Raw genomic sequence first — 23,066 nt, 5'->3', positions numbered from 1 at the left:
GTGAGAAGCAGTCTGCTCAGGGCGGTCGAAGCGCGTCAAGCTTGTTGTGTTCGCCCGATAAGTCCGACGTGGCAGGGGGGACCCGGGTTCCCGCTTTGGGTCTCGAAATGGCAACGGCGGGACCTCATGTACGAGATCCCGCCGTTGCCGTCGAAGAGGTAAGACCCCTACTGGGACACGACCTCCAGCTGCAGGTCCACCGTCACCTCGGGGTGCAGGCGGGCCTGAACCTGGTGCTTGCCCAGCGTCTTGATGTGCTTGCCCGTGTCGATGATCCGCTTGTCGAGCTGCGGGCCACCGGCGGAGGAGATGGCACCGACGATGTCGGCCGCCGTGATCGAGCCGAACAGCTTCTTCGAGCCCTCGGCAGCCTTGCCCTGAACCTGGATGGTGCCGAGGTTCTTCAACGTGGAGCGAATCTCCTTGGCGTGGTCGAGGTCGCGGATGCGCCGCGCCTCCTGGGCCCGCTGGATGGTGCGGATGTTCTTCTCCGCGCCCTTGGTCGCCGTGATCGCGAGGCCACGCGGCAGCAGGTAGTTACGCGCGTAACCGTCCTTGACCTCGACGATGTCACCGGGGCCGCCGAGGTTCGCCACGTCGGTCGTCAGGATGATCTTCGCCATGTCTGACTTCCTCCTCAGCGAGCCGTCGACGTGTAGGGCAGCAGCGCCATCTCCCGCGAGTTCTTGACCGCGATGGCGATGTCGCGCTGGTGCTGGCTGCAGTTACCAGTGACCCGGCGGGCACGGATCTTGCCGCGGTCGGAGATGTACTTCCGCAGCATGTTCGTGTCCTTGTAGTCGATCGGCTCGGGGTGGCCCTGCTTCTCGGCCTTGCAGAACACGCAGACCTTCTTCTTCGGCTTGCGAACGGGTGGCTTCGCCACGATGTACTCCTGAGGAACGTCGTGTGTGGTTGCTTTGCGATGTGAGGCCGCTAGAACGGCGGTTCGTCGGAGAAACCGCCCGCGCCGCCCGCGGGAGGTGCCGACCCCCACGGGTCGTCAGCGGGAGCGCTGCCGAATCCGCTACCGCCGCTGCCTCGACTGACCTTGTTGACCTTCGCCGTCGCGTAACGCAGTGAGGGACCGATCTCGTCGACCTCGAGCTCGACGACCGTGCGCTTCTCGCCTTCCTTGGTCTCGAACGACCGCTGCTTCAGCCTGCCCTGCACGATGACCCTGGCGCCCCTGGTCAGGGACTCGGCGACGTTCTCAGCCGCCTGGCGCCAGATGTTGCACCGCAGGAACAGTGCCTCGCCGTCCTTCCACTCGCCGGTCTGGCGGTCGAAGATGCGGGGCGTGGACGCGACCGTGAAGTTCGCGACAGCGGCGCCCGAAGGCGTGAACCGCAGCTCCGGGTCGGCGGTGAGGTTGCCGACCACAGTGATGATGGTGTCTCCGGCCATCCGGTATCAGCCTCAGGCCTTCGCGCCGGCCTTGGCGGCGGCCTTCTTCGCGCCGCGCGGCGGACGCCTGCGAACGACCTTGGTCCGCAGCACGGTCTCCTGGAGCGAGAGCTGACGGTCGAGCTCGGAGACGGCCTCGGGCTCGGCGAAGAGATCCAGAACGGCGTAGATGCCTTCGGAGTTCTTACCGATGTCGTAGGCCAGCCTGCGGCGACCCCACACGTCGACCTTCTCCACGTTGCCGCCGGACGAGCGGATGACCTCGAGGAACTTCTCCAGGTTCGGGGCGACGGTGCGCTCATCGAGCGATGGGTCGAAAATCACCATTATTTCGTAATGGCGTGACACAACCACTCACCTCCTATGGGCTCATGCGGTCACGGACGGTCCGTGACAGGAGGGTTGTTCGACCGCACAGTCTAATCGCGGGGCCCGACCAGGCACCTCGCGGGCAGGCGGTTTCTCAGGAGGCCCGGCGCAGCGCCCAGGTGCGGACGAGTCCCGCGGTGACGGCGGCGAGCGCCACGACGGCGAGCAGCATGGGCAGCTGTACCGCCTGCTGTCGGTCCTGCACCGCCAGCGCGTCGGCGTCACCGGCGTTCCGGAGATCGGAGCCGTGCGCGCTGTTTCCCGAGTCCTCGTCGCCGAGAGAACCGTACGAAGGAGTGAGGGGTTCGCCGGGGACACCGCTGGACGGGGCGTACTGCAGGTCCTCCGGCACGGAGATGCCCGCGCCCGGCGCTTCGGCGGCCGGGATGCCGTCGTAGTCCCTTCTCTTGGCCATGGCCTCGCCGGTGTTCTGGAAGCCGCCGTCCCGCCCGTCGGCGTCCGCGTCACCGGAGTGCGGGTGCGTGCCGGCGGAGTTCTCGTCCGAACGGTCGGGTGAGTCGGGAGTCGGTTCGGAGGAGGGCTTGGGCTGAGTGGACCGCTGGGTGTGGTTGGTGGCCTCCACCGTCAGTTGACATGCGGCCGAGACCGTCTCGGCGATGCTGTCGAGCGTGGTCCGCTGGGTGGACGGCAGGGCACCGAGCCCGGCCTTGCCTTCGAGTGCCTGCCGGACGGCCGCGCCGATCGCCTCGCCGCTGATGCTGCTGGTCGGGGCATCGGGGACGGTGCCGACCTCGACCTGGGTGTCGGAGATCTTCCTGGCCAGGTGGTTCGGCCAGATGGTGAGGTGGTGGACCACGACGATGGTCCTGGCTTCCTCGGCACCCGCTCTGACCAATTCGGACACCGATGCGCCGTCCAGGGCCACCATGTCGCCGACTCTGCCACCGACCGCGCCCGTGCAGTTGTCCGCTACCGCGGTCGCAGCCGCCGCCGTGCCCGCCGTGAGGACGGTCATGCCGCCGACCACCGCTGTCGCGGCGATCGTGGCGAGCGCTCTGCGGGCCACCCGGGAGAAAGCGGTGGGGCTGATCCGCACTGGACTGTCCTCCTCGTTGACTCCGTGTCGATTAGGAACAACGACGGAGGGACGTGGGAAGTGACGCGAATCGGGGAAGTGACCTGAACTACAGCGCCGGTCCCGGGTGAACGCCCGCAGCGTCCGGCGGTCCGGCGCTGTGTCGGTCCATCGCCGATGGCTTGCCGATGGATTCCCGACAGATCGACTTGTCGACATGTCGGCGTATCGGTTTGTCGGCGTGTCTGCGTGTCTGTCTTATCAATGGAGCAACTTACGGCGAGCCCACGTGTGCGCCAGCGCGGCGGCCACCACCACCAGCGAGATCACCGCGAGCAGGAACGGCAGTCGGTCCAGTGTTCCGGGCTCCTGCGCATCGTGGTTGGTGTGCTGTTGAGCGGCGAACGTGTCGCCACGGTCGCGCTCCGTCGTGGAGGGCGCCGAAGTGGTGCCTTCCAGCCGGTCGATCGTCGCCCGTGCCGGGCCTCCGCCCTGGGCGCCAGTACCCGGAGGCGACGCCGTGGGGGTGCCCGCCACCGAGGTGTCGGAGTCCTCGGCGCTCTGGGAGTCCTCGGTGTTCTCGGATGTGTCGGTGGACGGGGAAATCGTGTTTTGCGGAGGTGAGGTTGTGGTGGTCTCACTTTCACCGTCAATCTCACCTTGTTGTGTGTCACCTGAATCGGGATTCTTTGTTTCGTTTTCCCCGAGGATGTCCTGAAAGGGTTTCTTGATCGCGTCTACGGTGTTTTTCCCGGATTCGCACAAGGCACTCAACGCCTCGGCGAGCGACTCCGGCTGGTTGAGACCGAACTCGGCCCAGAGGTTGAGCACCTCCGCGTCCAACGCGAGCAGCTCGTCGTCCTCGTTCTTCTCGAGTTCTCTGCAGATACCAGCGTCGATGGGGTTGGAGTCCTGCGCGTACGCGTTGCCCGGGAAGAGCAGCAACGCCAGCAGGCCAGCCAGTGCCAACGTGGCGCTCGTCGAGCCGATATGCCTGTTGTTCCGGTCCACGCTTTCCATGAGCTTTTTCGCCCTCACTCCTCGGGTGCGGTCGAAGTCCCGCGCCTTTTCCCGCTGATATGTGATCTTGGTCAAATTCCTGGGACAGGGTCACGGTACTCGATTTTTCGGCGGATGAATCGTTACCCTCGCCGAATGCAGATCGGCGCGCATGTCCGTGATGACGCTCCTTTGTCGGCGGCCCGCGAACGAGCCGCGGACGCCGTACAGTTCTTCCTCGCGGATCCGCAGGGCTGGAAGAAGCCGCAGCCGCACCCACAGGCGGCCGACCTCGCCGACGCGGGTATCGCCGTCTACATCCATGCGCCGTACGTGCTCAACGTGGCGTCGCTGAACAACCGCATCCGCATCCCCTCGCGCAAGGCCGTGGCCCAGCACGCCGCCGCGGCGGCCGAGACGAAGGCGCGCGGCCTCGTCGTGCACGGCGGCCACGTCCGTCAGGGCGAGGACCCCGCGGAAGGGTTGGCGAACTGGCGCAAACTGTTCGAGCGGCAGGCCGAACAGGGCGGTTTCGAGGTGCCGTTGCTGATCGAGAACACCGCTGGTGGCGCGGGTGCGATGGCCCGCGAACTGGACATGATCGCGAGATTGTGGGACGAGGTCGCCGACTTCGGCGCCGGGTTCTGCCTGGACACCTGTCACGCGTACGCCGCGGGTTGGGACCTGGCCGAGACGGTGGAGCGCGTGCAGGCGATCACCGGCCGGATCGACCTGGTGCACCTCAACAACTCGCGCGACGCGTGGGGTTCACAACGCGATCGTCACGCGGGCATCGTCAGCGAGGCGGGAACCATCGACCCCGAGCTGTTGGTCGAGGTGGTTCGGGAAGCCGCGGCACCGGTGATCGTGGAGACGCCCCAGGACGATCAGGCCACCGACATCGAGTTCCTGCGCGAACGGCTCTGATCGGAATCGAGGTGCTCACCTCGCGACTTGTGCCGCTTCCTCTGTCCACGTCGGAGCCGGGGTAGGACGATGCGGTCCTCGGCCCCGTCGAGCACCCCGCCCGCGGGATCGTCCACACCGTGGATCCGCACCAGGTCCTGAGCCGGTCGGTAGATCTCTCGCAGGATCAACACACAGAGCAGGACCACCACGACGTCACGCACGACGACCGTGCCGAGGAACCAGCCCTCCGGCAGGCCCTTGTTGTCCATGCCGAGGTAGTAGAACATGCGCGGGGCCCACACGAGCGCGTCCACGACCATCCAACCGAGCAGCAGCCGCCACCGTGGGATGGCCAGCACGGCCAGCGGCACCAGCCACAGCGAGTACTGCGGGCTCCATACCTTGTTGGTCAACAGGAAGGCCGCCACGACGAGGAAGCACAGCTGCGCCACTCTTGGCCGGCGCGGGGCCGACAGCGCGACGTAGGCGATACCCGCGCACAACGCCAGGAACAGTGCGCCGCTGACGGTGTTCAAGATCGTCGGTGCCTGTCCCTGGGCGAGCGGGCCGTCGAAGCCCTGCCAACCCGTGAAGTACGAGACCACGTTGTACAGCGAGTCGGGGTCCATGTCCCGCTGGGTGTTGAGACGGAAGAACTCCGACCAGCCTTCCCGAAGGAAGATCATGAAAGGCAGGTTGAGGACACCCCACGTCACGGCCGCGGCTCCGGCCGTACGCGCCCACGCGCCGAGCTTCCCTGCCCGCAGACACAGCACGAGCAGCGGCCCGAGGAAGAACAACGGATAGAGCTTCGTCGCGGCCCCGACACCCAGTAATACGCCCGCGAGGACTGGTTTTCTGCGAGCCCAGGCCAACAGTCCCGTGGCCGCCGCGGCGGTGGCGAGCGCGTCGAAGTTCGTGAAGGCGTGCACCACCACCAGCGGTGACACGGCCACGAGCGCCGCATCCCAGACACGGCGCTGCGCGGTCCGGGCCACCGCCCAGACCGTGACCAGCCAGGCCGCGGACAGAAAGAACGCCGTGATGTTGAAATACACCGCGACGGGCAACGCGCCCGGTAACCAACCCGACTGGGCCGCGGCGCCCCAGCCGTGTGTGAGCGTGGCGTTGACCCACTGGAACAGCCCGCTGAGCACGGGATATTCCATGTAGCGGACCTGCTCGTGCTCGGTTCCCTCGTTTTCCACCCAACTGGTGGCGTACGGGAAGGTGTCCTCCTGGTCGAGCCGCTCGGCGGTGTAGAGCGGGACGATGTCCGAGTAACACATCGCCACGTACTGCCTGTCCGAGCGCCAGTCGAGCTCGACGTCGCCTTGCTCGGTGACGTACTGCTGGATACAGGCGGCCTTGCCGAACCAGCCCGCCGTCAGACCGAGGACCGCCAGCAGCAGACAGACGCGCAGCGGAGTCCAGAACCAGTGCCGACCCACGGCCGCGTGGCAGCCGAGCGGCCCGCCCACGGGGCGGGTGACCGCCTCCGCGAGCGGATCCGACCAGCTCGGAATCACCCGCTGTGATGCGTCCAGCGACGCGGTGTCGGGCGTCGAAGTCTGCTGCGAGCCATAACTATCGCTGGACACGTCGCGAATGTTACGTGTCGGTGCTCAGCGATGTGTGCGCAATCCCATCAGGACTCCTCGCGGTCCTGCCGATCGAACGGCCAACCGCCCGGATCTCCCGGATCCTCGTCGTCCCCGCCACCGTCACCCGGTGGCTCCGGGACCTCGGGGTTGCTCGGCATCTCCGGCACCGTGACGTCCGGGTCCTCGTCCTCCGGAGGCGCCGACGGATCGGTCGAGGGGGTCTCCGAGGTCTCGCTTTCCTCGGAGTCCTCGTCGGGCGTTTCGGTCGGCGACGCGTCGTCCTGCACCGGCGGGGGCGGAGGAACGGGCCTGCCGATCGGCTCGACCTGCTCGAACTGCTCCATGGGTTTGCCCTGGAGGTAGGAGTCCATGAAGGTCTTCCAGATCTCGCCGGGCAACCCACTGCCGTAGATCGGGGCGTTGTTCGCGTTCCGGATGGGTTGGTGTTCACCACTTCCCACCCAGACGGCCGCGGAGACCTGCGGGGTGTAGCCCACCATCCAGGCTTCGGAGTTCTCGTTCACCCGCATGCCGTTCTGGTCCTCGTACTGGTGCGTGCCGGTCTTACCCGCGCAGGGGCGTCCTCCGGCACAGGCCAGCCTCGAGTCGCCCTCCACGACCGGGATCAGCGACTTGGTGACGTTGCCCGCAATCCGCTTGCTCTCCTCGGGGTCGTCGGAGAAGGCGGGCTCGCCCTCGGTGGCCACCTCGGAGGTCTCGTCGAACACCACCTCGCCGTCCGCGGTGGTCAGTTTGGCGACGAAATGGGGCTCGTGTCGGATTCCGTCGGCGGCGAAGGTGGCGTACGCGGAAGCCATGTGCAGCGGCGACACCATGATGTCACCGCCGCCGATGGAGATGTTCCCGTCGAGCTTGTCCATCGTGGGCAGGGGGTTGACGCCGTCGCCCTTTTCGGGGATGCCGGCGTCCGAAGCCGCGTCGGCCACCGCCTGCGGACCCACTTCGTTGACGACGATGTCGAAGAACACCGTGTTGATGGACCGTTCCATCGCCTCGGCGACGGAACACGGGTATTCGCACTGGGCGTTTTCGGAGTTGCGTACCTCGCGGCCACCGAATTCCCTCGGGGAACTGCCGTCGTAGACCTCTCCGAGGCCCTTGCCCTGCTTCAGTAGCGCCACGAGGTCGAACGGTTTGAACGACGAGCCCGGGTTACGTTGCGCGGAGGCCCAGTCGTACTGGTTCCCGTCCGCCTCGTAGGGGCCGCCGTAGTAGGCCAGTACTCCGCCGGTGTCCGGGTCGACGGCCACCAATGCCTCTTTCAGCATGTCCGGCTGGCCTTGCATGACCTGTTCGACGGCCTTCTCGGCGGCTTCCTGCGCCTCCTTGTCGATGGTCAGGTGAACTCTGTAGCCACCCGACTGGAGATCCTCCTCCGGGTAGCCCTTGTCCTCCAGCTCCTGCTTGACCCGCTGCTGGATGTACTTCTTGGGACCGCTGATGGTCTCCGGCCTGGCCTCTTCGATCGGGATCAGCTCAGGCAGCGTCGCCTTGTCCCGCTCGGCCTGGCTGAGCCAGTTGTTGGCCACCATCTGGTCCATCACGTAGTTCCAGCGCTTTTCCCGTACCTCGGGGTTCTCCGACCGGCTGGGCTGCTGGATCATCCCGGCGAGCAGGGCGGCCTCGGAGGCGTTGAGGTCCACGGCGTCCTTACCGAAGTACGCCTGGGCGGCCGTCTGGATACCGGACGCGCCCCGACCGAAATAGATCGTGTTCAGGTAGGCGGTGATGATCTCGGACTTGGACTGCTCGTTGCTCATCTTGAAGGCCTTGACGATCTCAGTCCATTTCCGAGTGATCGAGTAATCGTCGTTCTCGGTGGCCACCTTGATGTACTGCTGGGTGATGGTGGAACCACCACCGACGCCCCCGGTCAACTGGTTGTACACCGCGCGCAGGATGCCGCTGATGTCGAAGCCGGGGTTGGTCTCGAACGTCGAGTCCTCGGCCGCGTAGACCGCGTGTTTCACCACGGGCGTGATCTCGTGGGGCTTGAGCAGGATGCGGTTACCGCCGTCGGCCGGGATATCGCGCCCCATCTCGGTCTCCCCGTCGGAGTAGAGGTAGGTCACGACCTTGTCCTGCTGTGCGGCCACGGACTCGGGCGTGGGGACGTCCACGAGGAAGTACGTGATCGCGAAGGCACTGGCCGGAAGCACGAAGAAGAGGCAGATGAAGGCGTAGAGACTCCGCCGGATGATCTTCCAGCGGCGTTTCCGGCGTTGCGCCGGAGTGAGCGCCTTGCCCTTCTTGCCCTTCTTGCCCTTCTTGCCGTTACTCGGGGCGGGCGTGTCGTTCGGGTCGTCGATTCCGGGTTCGTGCAGCCGGTCTCCGGACCTGGGACGGTCGGGGGCGTCGAAACGGTCGTAGCCGTCACCGTCGAACCCGCCGTCGGCCGTGCCGTTGTAGGCGCGGTGGGTGATCAGCTCGGGTTCGCGTTGCTCTGCCTCGTCCGGCGCGCCCGGCACCGCCGCGGCGGCCGCGACCGGTCGCTCACCGGGCCTGCGGGGTGGCCGTTGCCCACCGGGAGGCGGGGCCGGCCTGCGGGGCCCGCGCGGCGGCGCCTCCTCCCCGGAACGGGACGTGGGCTGCGGGTGCTGTCCGCGCCTTGCGGGAGGGCCCGGAGGATGCTCTCCCGGCGCTGCCTGGGGGCGGCGGGGCCGTTGGTCGGGCGAACGCCGACCGTGCGGGTCCGGCCCGCCGGGCCGCGGCGGCTGCTGTCCCCGGACGCCGGGTGGTGGCTGGGGCGAACGCTGTGGGTTCTGAGGGTTCTGTGGGTTCTGGGGCCTGCGAGGTCGTTCGGGGTGCCGGTTACCGGCGGGCGGGGGGCCTTGGGGCGGATGCGGACGTTGCCCGGGGTGTGCGGGGCGACGCTCCGGGGGACGGGGAGCGCGAGGCCGTTCATCGCCCGTCGGCCACTGCGGCCTGGCGGAGTGCCCTTCCGGACCACCGGAACCGGGCCAGCGCCTGTCGCCGGGTTCTTCCTCCGGCCAGGGGTGGTTTCTCTGGTCGTTCACTCAAGACCCTCCCAGATCGGCGCTTGCTGGCACGCCGTTCTGTGAACCGAACCTACGTGCACCGCGGCAACGCGTGTGGCCACAAGTGTGCAGCCGGTGTCGTGTGTCACTGCTCCGCCGTCCTCCGGGACGGCGGGTGCGGGGACCCGGTTCCGAGGACGTACGACTTGACGAGATGGTTCCAGCCGCACAGCCGACACACCTCGACCACATACACGGTGAACTCGCTGAACAGGTTGGCCATGCGGTCCAGCTCTTCCGGAGCCTTGGCCGAACCGGCCACATGCTTCAGTTCGTCGCCGTACACCCAGCGCACGTCGGTCAACACGTCCCGGTGACACACAGGACATGTCGCCGAGCTGGGAGTTCCGTGGAACTTGGCAGCTTTGAGCAGGTAAGGCGTGGCATCGCAGACGTCGAGAGTGCTGACCCTGCCGGAGTAGAACTCGGCCAGCACCGCGCGCCGCTGGAGCGCGTAGTCGACAACCTGCCGCTGGTTTCGCACGCTCACAGGGTACGGGCTTTTGATGGTCGGATGTCTGAGAGTCGCGAGAAGAACCGCGGCGGGAACTGCGAAGAGAACGATGCGTAACCGTGCAGACACGCCGACATCCGGGTAACGATTCGATGAACACCATCGGTGATGGCGGGTTCGATCCCCCGTTAGATCCGCCACTTCGATGTATCGGCTCGATATAATCGCGCTGTAGGTTGGGTAGTCGAGTAGCGGCGATCCACGATGGCCAACGCCGACGGTGTGGCCGACGTTCCCGGGAGGAGGTGCACTGTGCTGGAGCTCGCGATCCTCGGGCTGCTGCACGAGGCACCGATGCACGGGTACGTGCTGCGCAAACGTTTGCACGAAACGCTCGGCATGTTCCGCACCTTCTCGTACGGCTCCGTCTATCCGACTCTGCGGCGAATGCTGCGGGCCGGGTTGATCGTCGAGGAACCGGCTGAGGTGTCCACCGGTTGGAATCGCCGCGCGAAGCGCGTTTACAAGCTGACGGCCGAAGGGAAGGAACGCTTTTCCGAACTGTTGGCCGACGCCGGCCCGCAAACCTGGGACGACGAGGGATTCGGTGTCCACCTGACCTTCTTCTCCAGGACTCCGGCCGATGTGCGGATGCGGATCCTGGAAGGCAGGCGACGCCGTGTCGAGGAACGCCGCGAAGGTCTGAGGGCCGCGTTGGCGAAGGCCGAGGAGAAGATTGACCGCTACACCCGTGAGCTGCACCAGCTCGGGCTGGAGGCGAGCGAGCGGGAAGTGCGCTGGCTCAACGAGCTGATCGCACACGAACAGGCCGAGCAGCGAGGGCAGGAGCAAGGCTGACGTCCACCGACGTCGACCGACATCGCCATCGCCGCTCGACATCACCTACCACACCAGCAATGACAAGTAAGGAGATACCGGCATGGGCGACAACCGCCGCGTGAAGGTAGCCATCGTTGGCGTCGGCAACTGCGCGGCGTCGCTTGTTCAAGGCGTCCACTACTACCGCGACACGGACACGAACACGCGCGTGCCCGGCTTGATGCATGTGCAGTTCGGCGACTACCACGTGGGTGACGTCGAATTCGTCGCGGCGTTCGACGTGGACGCCAAGAAGGTGGGGCGGGACCTGTCCGAGGCGATCCTCGCCAGCGAGAACAACACGATCAAGATCTGTGACGTCCCGCCGCTGGGTGTGACCGTGCAGCGTGGACCCACGCTCGACGGGCTGGGCCGGTTCTACCAGGAGACGATCGAGGAGTCGGACGACAAGCCGGTCGACGTCGTGGAGGCACTGCGCGCCGTCGAGGCGGACGTGCTGGTGTCGTACCTGCCCGTCGGGTCCACGGAGGCGTCGCAGTACTACGCGCAGGCCGCGCTCGACGCGGGTGTGGCGTTCGTCAACGCCATCCCGGTGTTCATCGCCTCCGACCCGCAGTGGGCGGCGAAGTTCGAGCAGGCGGGTGTGCCGATCGTCGGTGACGACATCAAGTCGCAGGTCGGCGCCACGATCACCCACCGTGGGTTGGCGAAGCTGTTCGAGGACCGTGGGGTCCAGCTCGACCGCACCATGCAGCTCAACGTGGGCGGCAACATGGACTTCAAGAACATGAAGGAGCTGGACCGCCTGGAGTCGAAGAAGATCTCCAAGACTCAGGCCGTCACCTCGCAGATCGACCGCGACCTCGGCAAGGGCAACGTCCACGTGGGGCCGTCGGATCACGTGCAGTGGCTCGACGACCGCAAGTGGGCCTACGTCCGGTTGGAGGGGCGCGCGTTCGGTGACGCTCCGCTGAACCTGGAGTACAAGCTGGAGGTGTGGGACTCGCCGAACTCGGCCGGCATCATCATCGACGCCGTGCGCGCGGCCAAGATCGCGAAGGACCGCGGTGTCGGCGGCCCGCTGTTGTCGGCTTCGTCCTACTTCATGAAGTCGCCGCCGGAGCAGTACGACGACTCCACCGCCCGCGACTCCGTCGAGAAGTTCATCCAGGGCGAACTGGAGCGCTGAACCGCGTTCCGGACGCTTGCTCGATGATGTCGTGAAAGCGATGTCGCGAAGGCCACCTCGCGCGTATCCGCGGCGGGGTGGCCTTCACCGTATTCGGCGCAGGGCCTCCGGTAGTTCGGTGATGTCGTCGATGACGGCGGCGGCTTCGGCGAGGACGTTGGGGTCCGGCGGGAAGTGCGGATTGGGCACGGCGACCACCGCCATCCTGGCCGCCAGCGCGGCACGCAGGCCGTTGGTCGAGTCCTCGACGGCGGCGCAGCGCATGGGCGCGATGTCGAGCCGACGGGCCGCCTCCAGGTAGACGTCGGGCGAGGGTTTGCCCGCGTCGACCTGTTCGCTCGACACGGCCACCCGCACGAGGTCCGTGAGGCGGGCGGCGGAGAGAAAGGCCTCGATCAGCACCGGCGGTGACGAACTGGCGATGGCGACGGGGTGACGCTCGGCGACGGTCCGCACTGTTTCCTCGGCGCCCGCGAGGATGGGCGGCCCCGATTCGTACCTTGCCGCCATCCTGCCGATCACGGTGTCGGCGACCTCGTCCGCGGTGAGGCGGGTGCCGAGTTCCTCGACGAGGTAGCGCGCCCATTCCGGTGTGCTCATGCCCTGGATCGCCCGTGTGGCTTCTTCGCGCCACTGCCCGCCGTGTTCGGCGACCACGGCCCGGCGTACTTCGTCCCACATACGTTCGGAGTCCACGAGGACTCCGTCGAGGTCGAACACCACTGCATCCACCCGGATCACCGTACTCACGATGCCGCGGTCCGACACTTCGTGGAACTTCGGTTCCGCTCGCGGAGCATCACTTCGGCAGACGAGCGTTCTGTCGCCGGAGCCCGGTCGGACGCGTTCGGTACTCACGTGTCGGTACTCACCTGTCCACCTTCGGGCGTGAAGGTCACGGCGAGGTCGCACAGGGTGGCCAGACAGTGGCCGAACGGGGTGAGGACGACTCCGCCGAGGAATGAAGTCGACGAATACCGCTCAGATCCTTGCCTGAGCTAACTATTTTCCCTTGGCATGGCTAACGGAATCGCGGCGGAATGTCGTGAGTTACTCCGATGCGTACGAAGGATTTCGCTGTCTGTGAGTACTCGAAACCATTCGACTCTGTTCTCAGCCGTCAAAGAGCAACCGAAACAGGTATGGATCACCGCATTCGCGGCCGTCATCGCCTTCATGGGCATCGGGTTGGTCGACCCGATCCTGTTGTCCATCGCCGAGGGTCTGGACGCCTCACCGTCGCAGGTGACACTGCTGTTCTCCTCCTACCTCGGCATCCAGGTGCTCGCGATGCTCGTCACCAGCGCGTCCAGCGCGCGATTCGGTGCCAAACGCACGGTGCTCATCGGCCTCACCCTGATCGTGCTCGCCACATTCGCGTGTGGACTGGCGGGCAGTATCGAACAGCTGATCGGGCTACGGGCCGTGTGGGGACTGGGCAATGCCTTCTTCATCGCCACCGCCCTATCGGTGATCGTCGGCGCGGCCACCGGTGGCCAGGCCGGTGCCATCCTGTTGTATGAGGCAGCACTCGGCCTCGGACTGTCCGTGGGACCGTTGCTGGGCGCGTTCCTCGGTGACATCTCGTGGCGGGGCCCGTTCTTCGGCACGGCCGTTCTCATGTTGTTCGCTCTTGTGCTGTGCGCCGTGTTCCTACGTTCCGACGCACGGGAGGATCGTCCCCGCGTGCGCATCACCGATCCGCTCCGCGCGTTGGGGCATCCGGGCCTGCTCCGCGTGTCCGTCGGTTCCGCCCTCTACACGGCCGCGTTCTTCACGGTGCTCGCCTGGTCGCCGTTCGTACTGGAATGGGGCGCGATCGCGATCGGACTGGTGTTCTTCGGTTGGGGCGCGTGCGTGGCGGTGACCGGTGTGCTGTTGGCTCCGCGGTTGTCGGCCAGGCTCGGGGAGACGAGTGCCACTGTGGTGTCCGTACTCGGCTACGCCGTACTGCTGCTCGTCATGATCGTGCCCAGCAAGCCGTTGCTCGTGGTCGCCATCGTGGTCAGCGGTCTTGTCTCCGGTCTGTTGAACACTCTGTTCACCGGCACGGCGATGTCGATCAGCAGCGCGCCACGGCCCGTCGCCAGCGCCGGGTACAACTTCTGTCGCTGGCTCGGCGGGGCCGCCGCAGCCACGCTCGTGGGTCATATCGCCGAATGGTTCGGATTCGCCCAGGCGCCGTTCCTGGTCGCCGGGGTGCTGTGTGTGCTCTCGGCCGCTCTGCTCGCCGCGGGCCGAGGGGCGGACCGCGGTGCTGTGCCGAAGAGGGCCTCGTCCGCCGAGGGGGCAGCCGAGAAGGTCTAGATCCTTACGGTCCGTATGCGCGCAGCCGATTCGGCGGACCAGGGCTTAGACCGTTCGCCTGATGTTCACCGACAGGCATACCGTGGCTCGCTTTGAGCACTTAACGTCACCGGCGCTTGCCTTGTTCGAGTGACTGGAGGCCGTGTGTCCACAGAGCCGAGACGTCTGCTGCCCTTGCTGAGTTCTCATCGTCCTGGTCGTTCGGCCGTCACGTGCGAGTACCGCTGCGGCAACGCGTGCGCGCACCCCGCCCCGAACACGTCGGACAACACCTACTTCGGTGACGTCGCGAAGAGTGTGGTGTCGCGTCGGGGCGCACTCAAGGCGACCGCGGTGATGTCCGCGACCGCCGCGGGTTTCGCGGCTCTGTCCGGGACCGCGGCCGCCGAGGGCACCGTTCCTCCAGCCCTGGCGGGCCGGGGACGGGGCGGGAGGCCGTCGTGGCCGGTGCCGGGTACCGACTTCGAACCGGTCGAGCCCAACACCGCCGACGCGGTGGTGGTCCCCTCCGGCTACGACCAGGAAGTCGTGATCCGGTGGGGTGATCCGGTGTTGCCGGGCGCGCCGAAGTTCGACTTCCACAACCAGACCGCCGAGGCGCAGGCCAAACAGTTCGGCTACAACAACGACTTTGTCGGCCTGATCCCCCAGGACCCCTTCGGCCGGCGGAACCTCATGGTGGTGAACCACGAGTACACCACCGAGTCGCACATGTTCCCCGCCGGAACCTATGACGCCGAGAACCCGACCGAGGAACAGGTGCGGATCGGGTGGGCCGCACACGGCCTGTCCGTGGTCCAGACCGTGCGGGACCGGCGTGAAGGACTGCGGGTGGTGCCGAGCAGGTACAGCCGACGCATCACCACCGACACCGAGTTCGAGTTGCGTGGCCCGGTCGCGGGCTCGGACCACCTGAAGACCTCCGAGGACCCCGAGGGCCGCACGGTCCGCGGCACGTTGAACAACTGTGCCGGTTCGGTGACGCCGTGGGGCACGGTGCTGTCGGGTGAGGAGAACTTCAACCAGTACTTCGCGAACGCGGAAACCGTCACCGACCCCGTGCGGTCCGAGCGGTTGCAGCGGTACGGCATCTCGGGCGGTGCGACCACGCGGAAGTGGGAGCGGTTCGACAAGCGGTGGGACATCGCACAGGAACCCAACGAGTCGAACAGGTTCGGTTGGATCGTCGAGATCGACCCCAACGACCCGCACTCGACGCCGGTCAAGCACACCGCGCTCGGCCGGTTCAAGCACGAAGCCGGCAGCGTGAAGATCACCAAGGACCGTCGGGTCGCCGTGTACTCCGGTGATGACGAGCGGTTCGAATACATCTACAAGTTCGTCTCCAAAGGCAAGTACAAGCCGGGACGCAGCGCACACGCCCGTAAACACAACTCGCGCCTGCTCGACGACGGCACCCTCTACGTCGCGAGGTTCACGGGCAACAGCCCCGAAGAGGAGATCGACGGCAGCGGCGAACTGCCCTCGGACGGCCAGTTCGACGGTCGTGGCGAGTGGATCCCGCTGGCCAGCGGCAATACCTCGCACGTTCCGGGGATGACGGCGGAGGAGGTCTACGTCTTCACCCGTCTGGCGGCCGACAAGGTCGGTGCGACGAAGATGGACCGTCCCGAGGACATCGAACCCAACCCGCGCAACGGCAGGGTGTACGCGGCGCTGACCAACAACAGCGACCGTGGTGCCGCGGGCAAGGGCGCCGCTGACGAGGCCAACCCGCGTAACGGCAACCGCAACGGCCACGTGCTGGAGTGGGAGGAGGACCACGGCGACGCGGCGTCGACCACGTTCTCGTGGCGGCTGCTGCTGGTGTGTGGTGACCCGGCCGAGGCCGACACCTACTTCGGTGGTTTCGACAAAAGCCAAGTCAGCCCAATCTCGTGCCCGGACAACGTGGCTTTCGACAGCTACGGCAACCTGTGGATCTCCACCGACGGAAACGCCCTCGGCTCGAACGACGGCCTGTTCTCCGTGCCGGTCGAGGGCCGGGAACGGGGGAAGGTCAAGCAGTTCCTGACCGTCCCGATCGGAGCCGAGGCCTGTGGCCCCGTGGTCACCGACGACGTCGTGCTGGTCGCCGTGCAGCACCCCGGTGAGGGCGGAACCCCCGAAAACCCGCAGTCCCACTGGCCCGACGGCGGCGACTCGCCGGCGCGGCCCGCGATCGTGGCGGTGTGGAAGAAAGGTGGGGGCCGCATCGGTCGGTAGTCGCCGGTACGGCCGGTGACTACTGCCCGCCTTCGACCCGGTCCGCCAAGAGGTCGGTCGGCTTACGCGTTTACCGTAGACGCATGGCTGACCGACCTCTTGCTCTCGTCACAGGAGCCACCCGCGGTATCGGCGCGGCCGTGGCCGCTGCTTTGGCCCCCACGCATCGGCTGCTGCTCGGAGGGCGGGACGCCGACGCGTTGCGGGGGCGGGCGCGGGAGTTCCCGCAGGCGGAACCGTGGGTCGTGGACCTCATCGACGCCGACGCGCTGGCCGAGGCGACCACCTCCATCGGGAGTCTGGACGTGCTCGTGCACTCGGCCGGGGCGGCGAAGCTGGGTTCGGTGGCCGACTCGGAGGCCGCGGTGTGGCGGCACAACCTGGAGCTCAACATCGTGGCCGTGGCCGAGCTGACCCGACTGGTGTTGCCCGCGTTGCGTGAGGCCAAGGGGCACGTCGTCTTCATCAACTCCGGCCAGGGCCTGGCCGCGCGAGCGGGCTGGGGCCCGTACGCGGCGAGCAAGTTCGCCGTACGCGCCTACGCCGACGCGTTGCGGGCCGAGGAAGAGCCTCGGGGCGTGCGGGTCACCACGGTCTACCCGGGCCGCACCGACACCGACATGCAACGAGACGTCGTGGCGCACGAGGGTGGGCAGTACACGCCGGAGAAGTACCTGCGTCCGGAATCCGTGGCCGCGGCCGTGCGGGCCGCCGTGACCGCCGGTCCCGACGCGCATATGACCGAGGTGACCATTCGACCACGTCCCCACCGGTAGCCGGAATATTCCCTGGTAGCGTGCTTGTCGTGGGCGCGCACCGTGTTGGGACACCGCTCACCGGATCCCTGAGGTTCCTACGCGTCACCGTGGTGACGGTGACGGTGGTCGTGCTCGCCGCGGCCGCGCACCTGTTGGGCGGTGCGCCCGTCCCGTCCTCGGCCCTGTTCGCCGGGATGGCGATCGTGCTGCCGTCGGTACACGTCATGTCACGTCGGCGGTTGTCGGGCCGGACGTTGTTCCTGCTGCTTCTGGCAGGGCAGGTCGTGCTCCACCATGTGTTCTGCTCGGTGGGGGTACATCATGGCGTCGAACCGTCGATACTGGCGCCCGAGATGGCGGTCCCCCACCTCGCGGTGACCGGGTTGACCGCCGTGCTCCTGGCGCGTGGTGAGCACGTGCTGTGGGCTCTGTGGTCCTGGCTGCGGCGCACGGTCGCCGTCCGCGTGCCGCGGGTGTCGCCGTGCTCGCCGGTGATCTCCGTCCGTCCCCGGCCGCGTCGCGGGAGCTTCCGTGAGCTCCTGCTTCTGTCGACCACCGTCCTCAGGCGAGGACCTCCCGGGTTCATCTCCACCCACGCGGGCCGTGTCCGGATGACGCGGACCGCCTGAACCGTCGCGTCGATGACGGCACCGTCCGGACACGAACCGTCCGGACGGCTCGCGCGTGCTCGCGACGCATTTTCCGTATGCGCTTTTCCCAGGAGATGACCCATGCATTCCACCCGTTCCCGTATGCCCGGTTTCGTCGGCGGACTGGCGATCACCGTCGCCGCTTGCCTCGGCCTCGCCGGCTGCGGCTCCTCCGACAACGGTGAGGGGACCGACGAGGCCACCGCCACAGAGGTCACAGCCGGAGCCGAAGCGCTGTCGCTGAACGACGGCTGGGCCAAGGCCACCGAGAACGACGAGGACATGACAGCCGTCTTCGGCACCCTGACCAACGACTCCGACAAGGATGTCGTGGTGGTGGGCATGAGCTCGCCGGTGGCGGAATCGGGCGAGCTGCACGAGATGGCGGGCGGCGACAGCCTGGAGCCGACGATGCGCGAGAAGGAAGGCGGCATCGTCGTGCCCGCGGGTGGCGAGTACGAACTCGAACCCGGCGGGGACCACTTCATGTTGATGAACCTGAAGGAACCTGTGCTCCCGGGCCAGGACGTGCAGATCACCGTCACCGCGGAAGACGACTCGACCGTCGAGTTCACCGTGGTGGCGCGGTCGTTCAGCGGTGCACAGGAGGAGTACGAAGGCGATCACGAGGGTGATCACTGATGAAGGACCGGCGATTCGGACGCCGGGCGTTTCTGGCCACCGGTGCGGCGGCGCTGGGCGGCGCCGCCGCGCTGGGCGGTCGGGAACTGCTGGCCGACGATGACGGCGGTTCGAGCTCGGAATCGGTCGACATCGGAAGGGACACCGTCGCCTTCCACGGCGATCGGCAGGCCGGTATCGCGACACCGGCCCAGTCCTTCGCCACGTTCGTGGCGTTCGACCTGCTCGACGGGGTGGACCGGGAGGCGCTGGTGCGCCTGATGCGGGTGTGGACCGACGACATCGAACGGCTCACCCGTGGCGAGCCCGCGTTGACCGACACCGAGCCGGAACTGGCGTTGCTTCCGGCGCGGTTGACGGTGACGGCCGGTTTCGGCCCGGGCTTTCTCACCGCGGCGGGGCGGGAGGACCTGCGGCCGAGTTGGCTCGCGCCGCTGCCCGAGTTCTCCATCGACCGGCTTCGGGAGGAGTTCACCGGTGGTGATCTCGTGGCGCAGGTGTGCGCCAACGACGAGATCACGGTCGCGCACGCGGTGCGGGTACTCACCAAGCAGGCTCGTTCGTTCGCGCGGCCTCGCTGGGTGCAGAGAGGTTTCCAGAACGCGCCGGGAACGGTGCCCGAGGGTGCCACCATGCGTAACCTCATGGGCCAGTTGGACGGCACGCGGAACCTGCGGCCCGGTCCCGACGACCGGTTGATCTGGATCTCCGACGGGCCCGAGTGGTTGCGTGGCGGCACCGGGATGGTGGTGCGGCGCATCGCCATGAACCTCGACACCTGGGACGAGCTGGACCGGCCCGCCCGGGAACTGGTGGTGGGCCGACGGCTGGACAACGGCGCGCCGTTGACCGGGGAGAACGAGCACGACGAGCCGGACCTGGATGCGGTGGACGAACGGGGACTGTCGGTCATCCCCATGTTCGCGCACATCCGCCGAGCGCGTTCGGACAATCCCGATGAGCGGTTCCTGCGGCGTAGTTACAACTACGACGATCCGCCGCCTCCCGGGGAGCTGTCCAACAGCGGGCTGGTGTTCGTCACTTTCCAGGCCGACATCGAGGCCCAGTTCACGCCGATCCAGCGCAGGCTGGCCGAACTGGATTCGCTGAACGATTGGACCACGCCGATCGGCTCGGCCGTGTTCGCCGTTCCGCGTGGTTGCCGGCCCGGCGAGTACCTGGGGCAACCGTTGTTGGAGGCCTGACCTTTCGAGTGAGAACCGCCCTCGTCGTTCGCGGCGAGGGCGGTTTTTTCTTGACCCGACCACTCCATGGGTGGCATGGTTACCCACATGACTAATGAACCAACTGAGTGGTTCACCGGGTGGTCGCCTTGATGGATGACGGTCGCCCACTGTTCCTGCAGATCGCGGAGCAGATCGAGGACTCGATCATCGACGGCTCGTTGCCGGAGGAGGGCAAGGCGCCGTCGACCAACGAGCTCGCGGCCTTCCACCGGATCAACCCGGCCACGGCGGCGAACGGCATCAACAAGCTCGTGTCCGACGGACTGCTCTACAAGAAAAGGGGGGTCGGAATGTTCGTGGCAGCCGGTGCTCGCGAGACGTTGCTCGAACGCCGCCGCAGCGCATTCGCCGAGAAGTTCATCGCGCCACTGCTGACGGAGGCGCGCAGGCTCGGTATGGACACCGAGGACCTCAAGAAGATGATCGACACCTGGAGGGACGACGCATGACCGTGGCAAGCGTGCAAGGCGTGACCAAACGCTACGGGTCCCACACGGCCGTGTCCGACGTGTCCTTCGACCTGCACGCCAACCGCATCCACGGCCTGCTCGGCCGTAACGGTGCGGGCAAGAGCACCGTGATGCGTCTGCTCACCGGCCAGGACGTCGCGACCGAGGGCAAAATCGAGGTGTTCGGGGCCTCGCCGTACGAGAACGCCGACGTGCTGCGGCGGGTCTGCTTCATCAAGGAGTCGCAGAAGTACCCCGACACCTTCCGCGTACGGCACGCGTTCGAGGCCGCGAGCCTCATCTTCCCCAACTGGGACGCCGACTTCGCCGCGGAACTCGTCGACGAGTTCCACCTGCGCACCAACCAGCGGATCAAGAAGCTCTCCCGTGGCCAGCTCTCGGCCGTCGGCGTGATCATCGGGCTGGCGGCCCGGGCTCCGCTGACGCTGTTCGACGAGCCGTACCTCGGGCTGGACGCCGTGGCCAGGCAGTTGTTCTACGACCGGCTGCTGGCCGACTACGCGGAAAACCCCCGCACGATCGTGCTCTCCACACACCTCATCGACGAGGTCGCCGACCTCATCGAACGCGTCATCGTGATCGACTCCGGGCGCATCCTCATGGACGACAGCTCCGAGTCGCTGCGGTCGCAGGCGGTCACGGTGACCGGGCCGGCGCAGGCGGTGGAGCGCTTCGCCTCGGGGTACACCGAGCTGCACCGGGAGCAGCTCGGCGGCGTCCTGCGCCTCACGCTCCAGGGGGCGGCCCCGCAGCATGAGTCGGAGAACCTCCAGTTCGAGCCGGTCTCGCTTCAACAACTCGTGGTCCGAGCGACCCAGACGGCGGGCCGGGAACAGGCACTCGCCGGTACGGCCAACGGGAAGGAGGCCCGGTGATGGGTCAGCTCGTACGGGTAGCGAGGATCCAGCTCGTCAACGCGTTCTCGGTCCTCGTTCTCCCTCTGGTGATCGTCGCATCCATCCTGGTGGGCAACCTGCTGATCTCGATGATCAACAACACGGAAGGCGGTGAGGGTTTCGTCACCGGGGGGTTCCTCTCCCTTTACGTGATCATGCTCGCCGTCCACCTCCAGACGATGACGCAGATGTTTCCCTTCGCCCTCGGTCTCTCGGTGACGCGGAAGGCGTTCTTCGGTGCCACGACGCTCGTGGTGCTCGGCCAGGCGGCGGGTTACGGCTTGCTTCTCACAGTGGGCAGGTTCGTCGAGGAGGCCACCGACGGCTGGGGTGTTCAGCTCACGTTTCTCGCGCTGCCGTTCCTGACGCACGACAACGTGCTGTTGCAGTTCCTCGTCTACACGGTGCCGCTGGTGACGCTGTCGTTCCTCGGTGTCTGGTTCGGCATCGTGTTCAAGCGCTGGGGCCAGTACGGGGCATGGACGCTCGGCATTTCCCTCGGCGTGTTGCTCTTCGGAGTCGGATGGATCATCACCTGGCAGGACTGGTGGGACGCGGTCGGCCGGTTTTTCGCCTCCCAGCCCGTCATCGTGTTGCAGGCCGGCTATCCCACGGTGCTCGCGCTGTTGTTCGCCGGTGCCGCCTACCTGACCACGCGCCGCGCGGTTCCCTGATCCGGGGGGAGGGGTCAGCGCAGGCGGGCGGCGGCTTGGGCCACGTCCGCCTGCGCCTTGGCGCGGTCGACGCGGGTGGGCTCGCCGTCGGCGACCACGTGCTCGCCGGCGACCCACACGTCGGTGACCTTCCGCGACCCGGCCGCCCACACCAGGTTGGCCAGTAGCTGGTCGTCGGGCACGTCGAGGCCGGTGGCGAACGCGGGATCGTCCACATCGATGTGCACCAGGTCGGCCCAGCGGCCGGTTTCGAGCGCGCCGATGTCGTCACGGCCGAGTGCGTCGGCGCCGCTCCTGGTGGCCAACAGCAACGCGTCGGCGGCCCTCACCGCTGTAGCATCCTGAGTAGACAGACGTGCGAGCATGGCCGACAACTGGACCTCCTCCCACAGGTCGAGGTCGTCGTTGCTGGCGGGGCCGTCGGTTCCGAGGCCGACCGCGACGGAAGCCGCTCGCAGGTCGGTGAGCCTGGCGATGCCGGAGGCGAGCTTGGCGTTGGAACCGGGGCAGTGCGCCACCCCGGTGCCGTTCGCCGCGAACAAAGCGATGTCTGAATCGGACAAATGTACGGCATGTGCGGCGAGCAGCCTGCCGTCGAGCAGCCCCACCTTCTTCAACAACGCGGGCACAGATCCGTGCTCGGCGCGTTGGTCGGCGTCCTCGTCGGCGGCCTCGGCCACGTGGATCTGGACGAGCGCGCCACGCGCGGCGGCTGACTCCGCGATGGCCTCCAAAGCCTCGACGGGCAGCATGTACGCCGAGTGCGGCGCGTACGACAGCTCGACGCGGTCACCGTCGCCGAACCGCAATCCGTCGGTGTCGATCCAACGGTCGGTCGTGCGCAGCATCGCCCGCCAGTCGATTCCGGGCAGGTCGATGATCGGCCCGCCGAGCACCACGCGTGCGCCCGTGGCGAGCACACTCTCGGCGACCCGCTCGGGATGGAAGTACATCTCGGCGCTGGTGGTGACACCCCGGCACAGCATCTCCACCGAACCCAGCGTCATCCCCACCCCGATGTCGGTGGCGCTCAACTTGGCCTCGGTGGGCCAGATGACCTCACGCAACCAACGCAGCAGCGGCAGGTCACCGCCCATGCCGCGCAACAGCACCATCGGACTGTGGGCGTGGGCGTTGATCAGGCCGGGAAGCAGGATGCCGGGCAGGGTCCGGGCCTCGGTCGGGGCGTCGGCTCCCGTCGGAGCGGCGTCCGCGGGCCCGCAGTAGGCGATCCGCCCGTGCGCGTCGATGTCGACCACGGCGTCTCGGAGCACGGAGCAGTCGGGGTCTGCGGGCAGGACGACGGCGGAGCGGAGGCGGAGCGTCATGA

23 protein-coding genes are annotated in these 23,066 nt (G+C 67.2%); 12 read left to right on the top strand and 11 right to left on the bottom strand.

Annotation, left to right across the window (positions count from 1 at the left end; all coding sequences use genetic code 11):
- Positions 1 to 167 precede the first annotated feature (167 nt).
- From rplI to M7H19_RS13030, 6 genes are all read right to left on the bottom strand, one after another.
- Entirely contained in the window at positions 168 to 623 is a 456-nt protein-coding gene (gene rplI, locus M7H19_RS13055; protein ID WP_298181076.1) for a 50S ribosomal protein L9, read from the bottom strand.
- Between the two features lie 14 nt (positions 624 to 637).
- Positions 638 to 886, bottom strand: coding sequence for a 30S ribosomal protein S18 (gene rpsR / locus M7H19_RS13050; protein WP_298181075.1), 249 nt, complete (start codon positions 884 to 886; stop codon positions 638 to 640).
- 50 nt (positions 887 to 936) lie between these two features.
- Positions 937 to 1,407, bottom strand: a complete 471-nt coding sequence (locus M7H19_RS13045) for a single-stranded DNA-binding protein (protein ID WP_298181073.1) — start codon at positions 1,405 to 1,407, stop codon at positions 937 to 939.
- Between the two features lie 12 nt (positions 1,408 to 1,419).
- Complete coding sequence (rpsF, locus tag M7H19_RS13040) at positions 1,420 to 1,755, bottom strand: 30S ribosomal protein S6 (RefSeq protein ID WP_298181071.1); 336 nt, start codon at positions 1,753 to 1,755, stop codon at positions 1,420 to 1,422.
- 115 nt (positions 1,756 to 1,870) lie between these two features.
- Positions 1,871 to 2,833 carry a hypothetical protein gene (locus M7H19_RS13035; RefSeq protein WP_298181070.1) on the bottom strand — a complete coding sequence of 321 codons (963 nt, stop codon included), beginning with the start codon at positions 2,831 to 2,833 and terminating at the stop codon, positions 1,871 to 1,873.
- 240 nt (positions 2,834 to 3,073) lie between these two features.
- Positions 3,074 to 3,907, bottom strand: coding sequence for a hypothetical protein (locus tag M7H19_RS13030; RefSeq protein WP_298181069.1), 834 nt, complete (start codon positions 3,905 to 3,907; stop codon positions 3,074 to 3,076).
- A gap of 60 nt (positions 3,908 to 3,967) precedes the next feature.
- Between M7H19_RS13030 and M7H19_RS13025 the strand changes: the two genes are divergently transcribed.
- Positions 3,968 to 4,738 carry a deoxyribonuclease IV gene (locus M7H19_RS13025; RefSeq protein WP_298181067.1) on the top strand — a complete coding sequence of 257 codons (771 nt, stop codon included), beginning with the start codon at positions 3,968 to 3,970 and terminating at the stop codon, positions 4,736 to 4,738.
- On the opposite strand, the gene M7H19_RS13020 is transcribed toward M7H19_RS13025, so the two are convergent.
- The 3 genes from M7H19_RS13020 to M7H19_RS13010 form a co-directional block, all read right to left on the bottom strand.
- Positions 4,699 to 6,321 (bottom strand): glycosyltransferase 87 family protein, encoded by a 1,623-nt coding sequence (locus M7H19_RS13020; RefSeq protein WP_298181065.1) that lies wholly within the window; start codon positions 6,319 to 6,321, stop codon positions 4,699 to 4,701. The genes M7H19_RS13025 and M7H19_RS13020 overlap by 40 nt on opposite strands.
- A gap of 47 nt (positions 6,322 to 6,368) precedes the next feature.
- Positions 6,369 to 9,362 (bottom strand): transglycosylase domain-containing protein, encoded by a 2,994-nt coding sequence (locus M7H19_RS13015; protein ID WP_298181064.1) that lies wholly within the window; start codon positions 9,360 to 9,362, stop codon positions 6,369 to 6,371.
- 106 nt (positions 9,363 to 9,468) lie between these two features.
- Positions 9,469 to 9,867, bottom strand: coding sequence for a DUF5318 domain-containing protein (locus M7H19_RS13010; protein WP_298181063.1), 399 nt, complete (start codon positions 9,865 to 9,867; stop codon positions 9,469 to 9,471).
- Positions 9,868 to 10,149: 282 nt separating this feature from the next.
- Here M7H19_RS13010 and M7H19_RS13005 point away from each other — a divergent pair, with 282 nt between their 5' ends.
- Together M7H19_RS13005 and M7H19_RS13000 are read left to right on the top strand one after the other, a co-directional pair.
- Positions 10,150 to 10,695 (top strand): PadR family transcriptional regulator, encoded by a 546-nt coding sequence (locus tag M7H19_RS13005; protein ID WP_298181061.1) that lies wholly within the window; start codon positions 10,150 to 10,152, stop codon positions 10,693 to 10,695.
- Between the two features lie 82 nt (positions 10,696 to 10,777).
- A complete protein-coding gene (locus tag M7H19_RS13000) occupies positions 10,778 to 11,866 on the top strand; it encodes an inositol-3-phosphate synthase (RefSeq protein WP_298181060.1) in 1,089 nt (362 codons plus the stop codon).
- Positions 11,867 to 11,950: 84 nt separating this feature from the next.
- Here M7H19_RS13000 and M7H19_RS12995 read toward each other — a convergent pair whose 3' ends face one another.
- Entirely contained in the window at positions 11,951 to 12,598 is a 648-nt protein-coding gene (locus M7H19_RS12995; protein ID WP_298181058.1) for an HAD family phosphatase, read from the bottom strand.
- Positions 12,599 to 12,949: 351 nt separating this feature from the next.
- Here M7H19_RS12995 and M7H19_RS12990 point away from each other — a divergent pair, with 351 nt between their 5' ends.
- The 9 genes from M7H19_RS12990 to M7H19_RS12950 all read left to right on the top strand — a co-directional run bounded on the left by M7H19_RS12990 (position 12,950) and on the right by M7H19_RS12950 (position 21,736).
- Positions 12,950 to 14,173, top strand: a complete 1,224-nt coding sequence (locus M7H19_RS12990; RefSeq protein ID WP_298181057.1) for an MFS transporter — start codon at positions 12,950 to 12,952, stop codon at positions 14,171 to 14,173.
- Positions 14,174 to 14,317: 144 nt separating this feature from the next.
- On the top strand, positions 14,318 to 16,399 hold the full coding sequence (locus M7H19_RS12985; RefSeq protein ID WP_298181055.1) for a PhoX family phosphatase: 2,082 nt from the start codon (positions 14,318 to 14,320) through the stop codon (positions 16,397 to 16,399).
- A gap of 83 nt (positions 16,400 to 16,482) precedes the next feature.
- Positions 16,483 to 17,175 carry an SDR family oxidoreductase gene (locus M7H19_RS12980; protein WP_298181054.1) on the top strand — a complete coding sequence of 231 codons (693 nt, stop codon included), beginning with the start codon at positions 16,483 to 16,485 and terminating at the stop codon, positions 17,173 to 17,175.
- Positions 17,176 to 17,204: 29 nt separating this feature from the next.
- The gene (locus M7H19_RS12975; RefSeq protein WP_298181053.1) at positions 17,205 to 17,786 is read left to right on the top strand and encodes a hypothetical protein; all 582 of its coding nucleotides are present in this window, start codon (positions 17,205 to 17,207) and stop codon (positions 17,784 to 17,786) included.
- 102 nt (positions 17,787 to 17,888) lie between these two features.
- On the top strand, positions 17,889 to 18,449 hold the full coding sequence (locus M7H19_RS12970; protein WP_298181052.1) for a copper chaperone PCu(A)C: 561 nt from the start codon (positions 17,889 to 17,891) through the stop codon (positions 18,447 to 18,449).
- Positions 18,449 to 19,654, top strand: coding sequence for a Dyp-type peroxidase (locus M7H19_RS12965; RefSeq protein ID WP_298181051.1), 1,206 nt, complete (start codon positions 18,449 to 18,451; stop codon positions 19,652 to 19,654). The genes M7H19_RS12970 and M7H19_RS12965 overlap by 1 nt, the downstream gene beginning before the upstream one ends.
- A gap of 131 nt (positions 19,655 to 19,785) precedes the next feature.
- Positions 19,786 to 20,145, top strand: a complete 360-nt coding sequence (locus M7H19_RS12960; RefSeq protein WP_298181050.1) for a GntR family transcriptional regulator — start codon at positions 19,786 to 19,788, stop codon at positions 20,143 to 20,145.
- A complete protein-coding gene (locus M7H19_RS12955; protein WP_298181049.1) occupies positions 20,142 to 21,041 on the top strand; it encodes an ABC transporter ATP-binding protein in 900 nt (299 codons plus the stop codon). The genes M7H19_RS12960 and M7H19_RS12955 overlap by 4 nt, the downstream gene beginning before the upstream one ends.
- Complete coding sequence (locus M7H19_RS12950) at positions 21,041 to 21,736, top strand: hypothetical protein (protein ID WP_298181078.1); 696 nt, start codon at positions 21,041 to 21,043, stop codon at positions 21,734 to 21,736. Before M7H19_RS12955 ends, M7H19_RS12950 begins: the two co-directional genes overlap by 1 nt.
- 14 nt (positions 21,737 to 21,750) lie before the next feature.
- Here M7H19_RS12950 and M7H19_RS12945 read toward each other — a convergent pair whose 3' ends face one another.
- A complete protein-coding gene (locus M7H19_RS12945) occupies positions 21,751 to 23,064 on the bottom strand; it encodes an amidohydrolase (RefSeq protein WP_298181048.1) in 1,314 nt (437 codons plus the stop codon).
- Between the last annotated feature and the right edge of the window lie 2 nt (positions 23,065 to 23,066).

Source organism: Saccharomonospora sp. (assembly GCF_027317685.1).
Lineage (GTDB): Bacteria > Actinomycetota > Actinomycetes > Mycobacteriales > Pseudonocardiaceae > Saccharomonospora.
The sequence above is the reverse complement of the archived record's forward strand: the minus strand, read 5'-3'. Positions and strand labels throughout refer to the sequence as shown.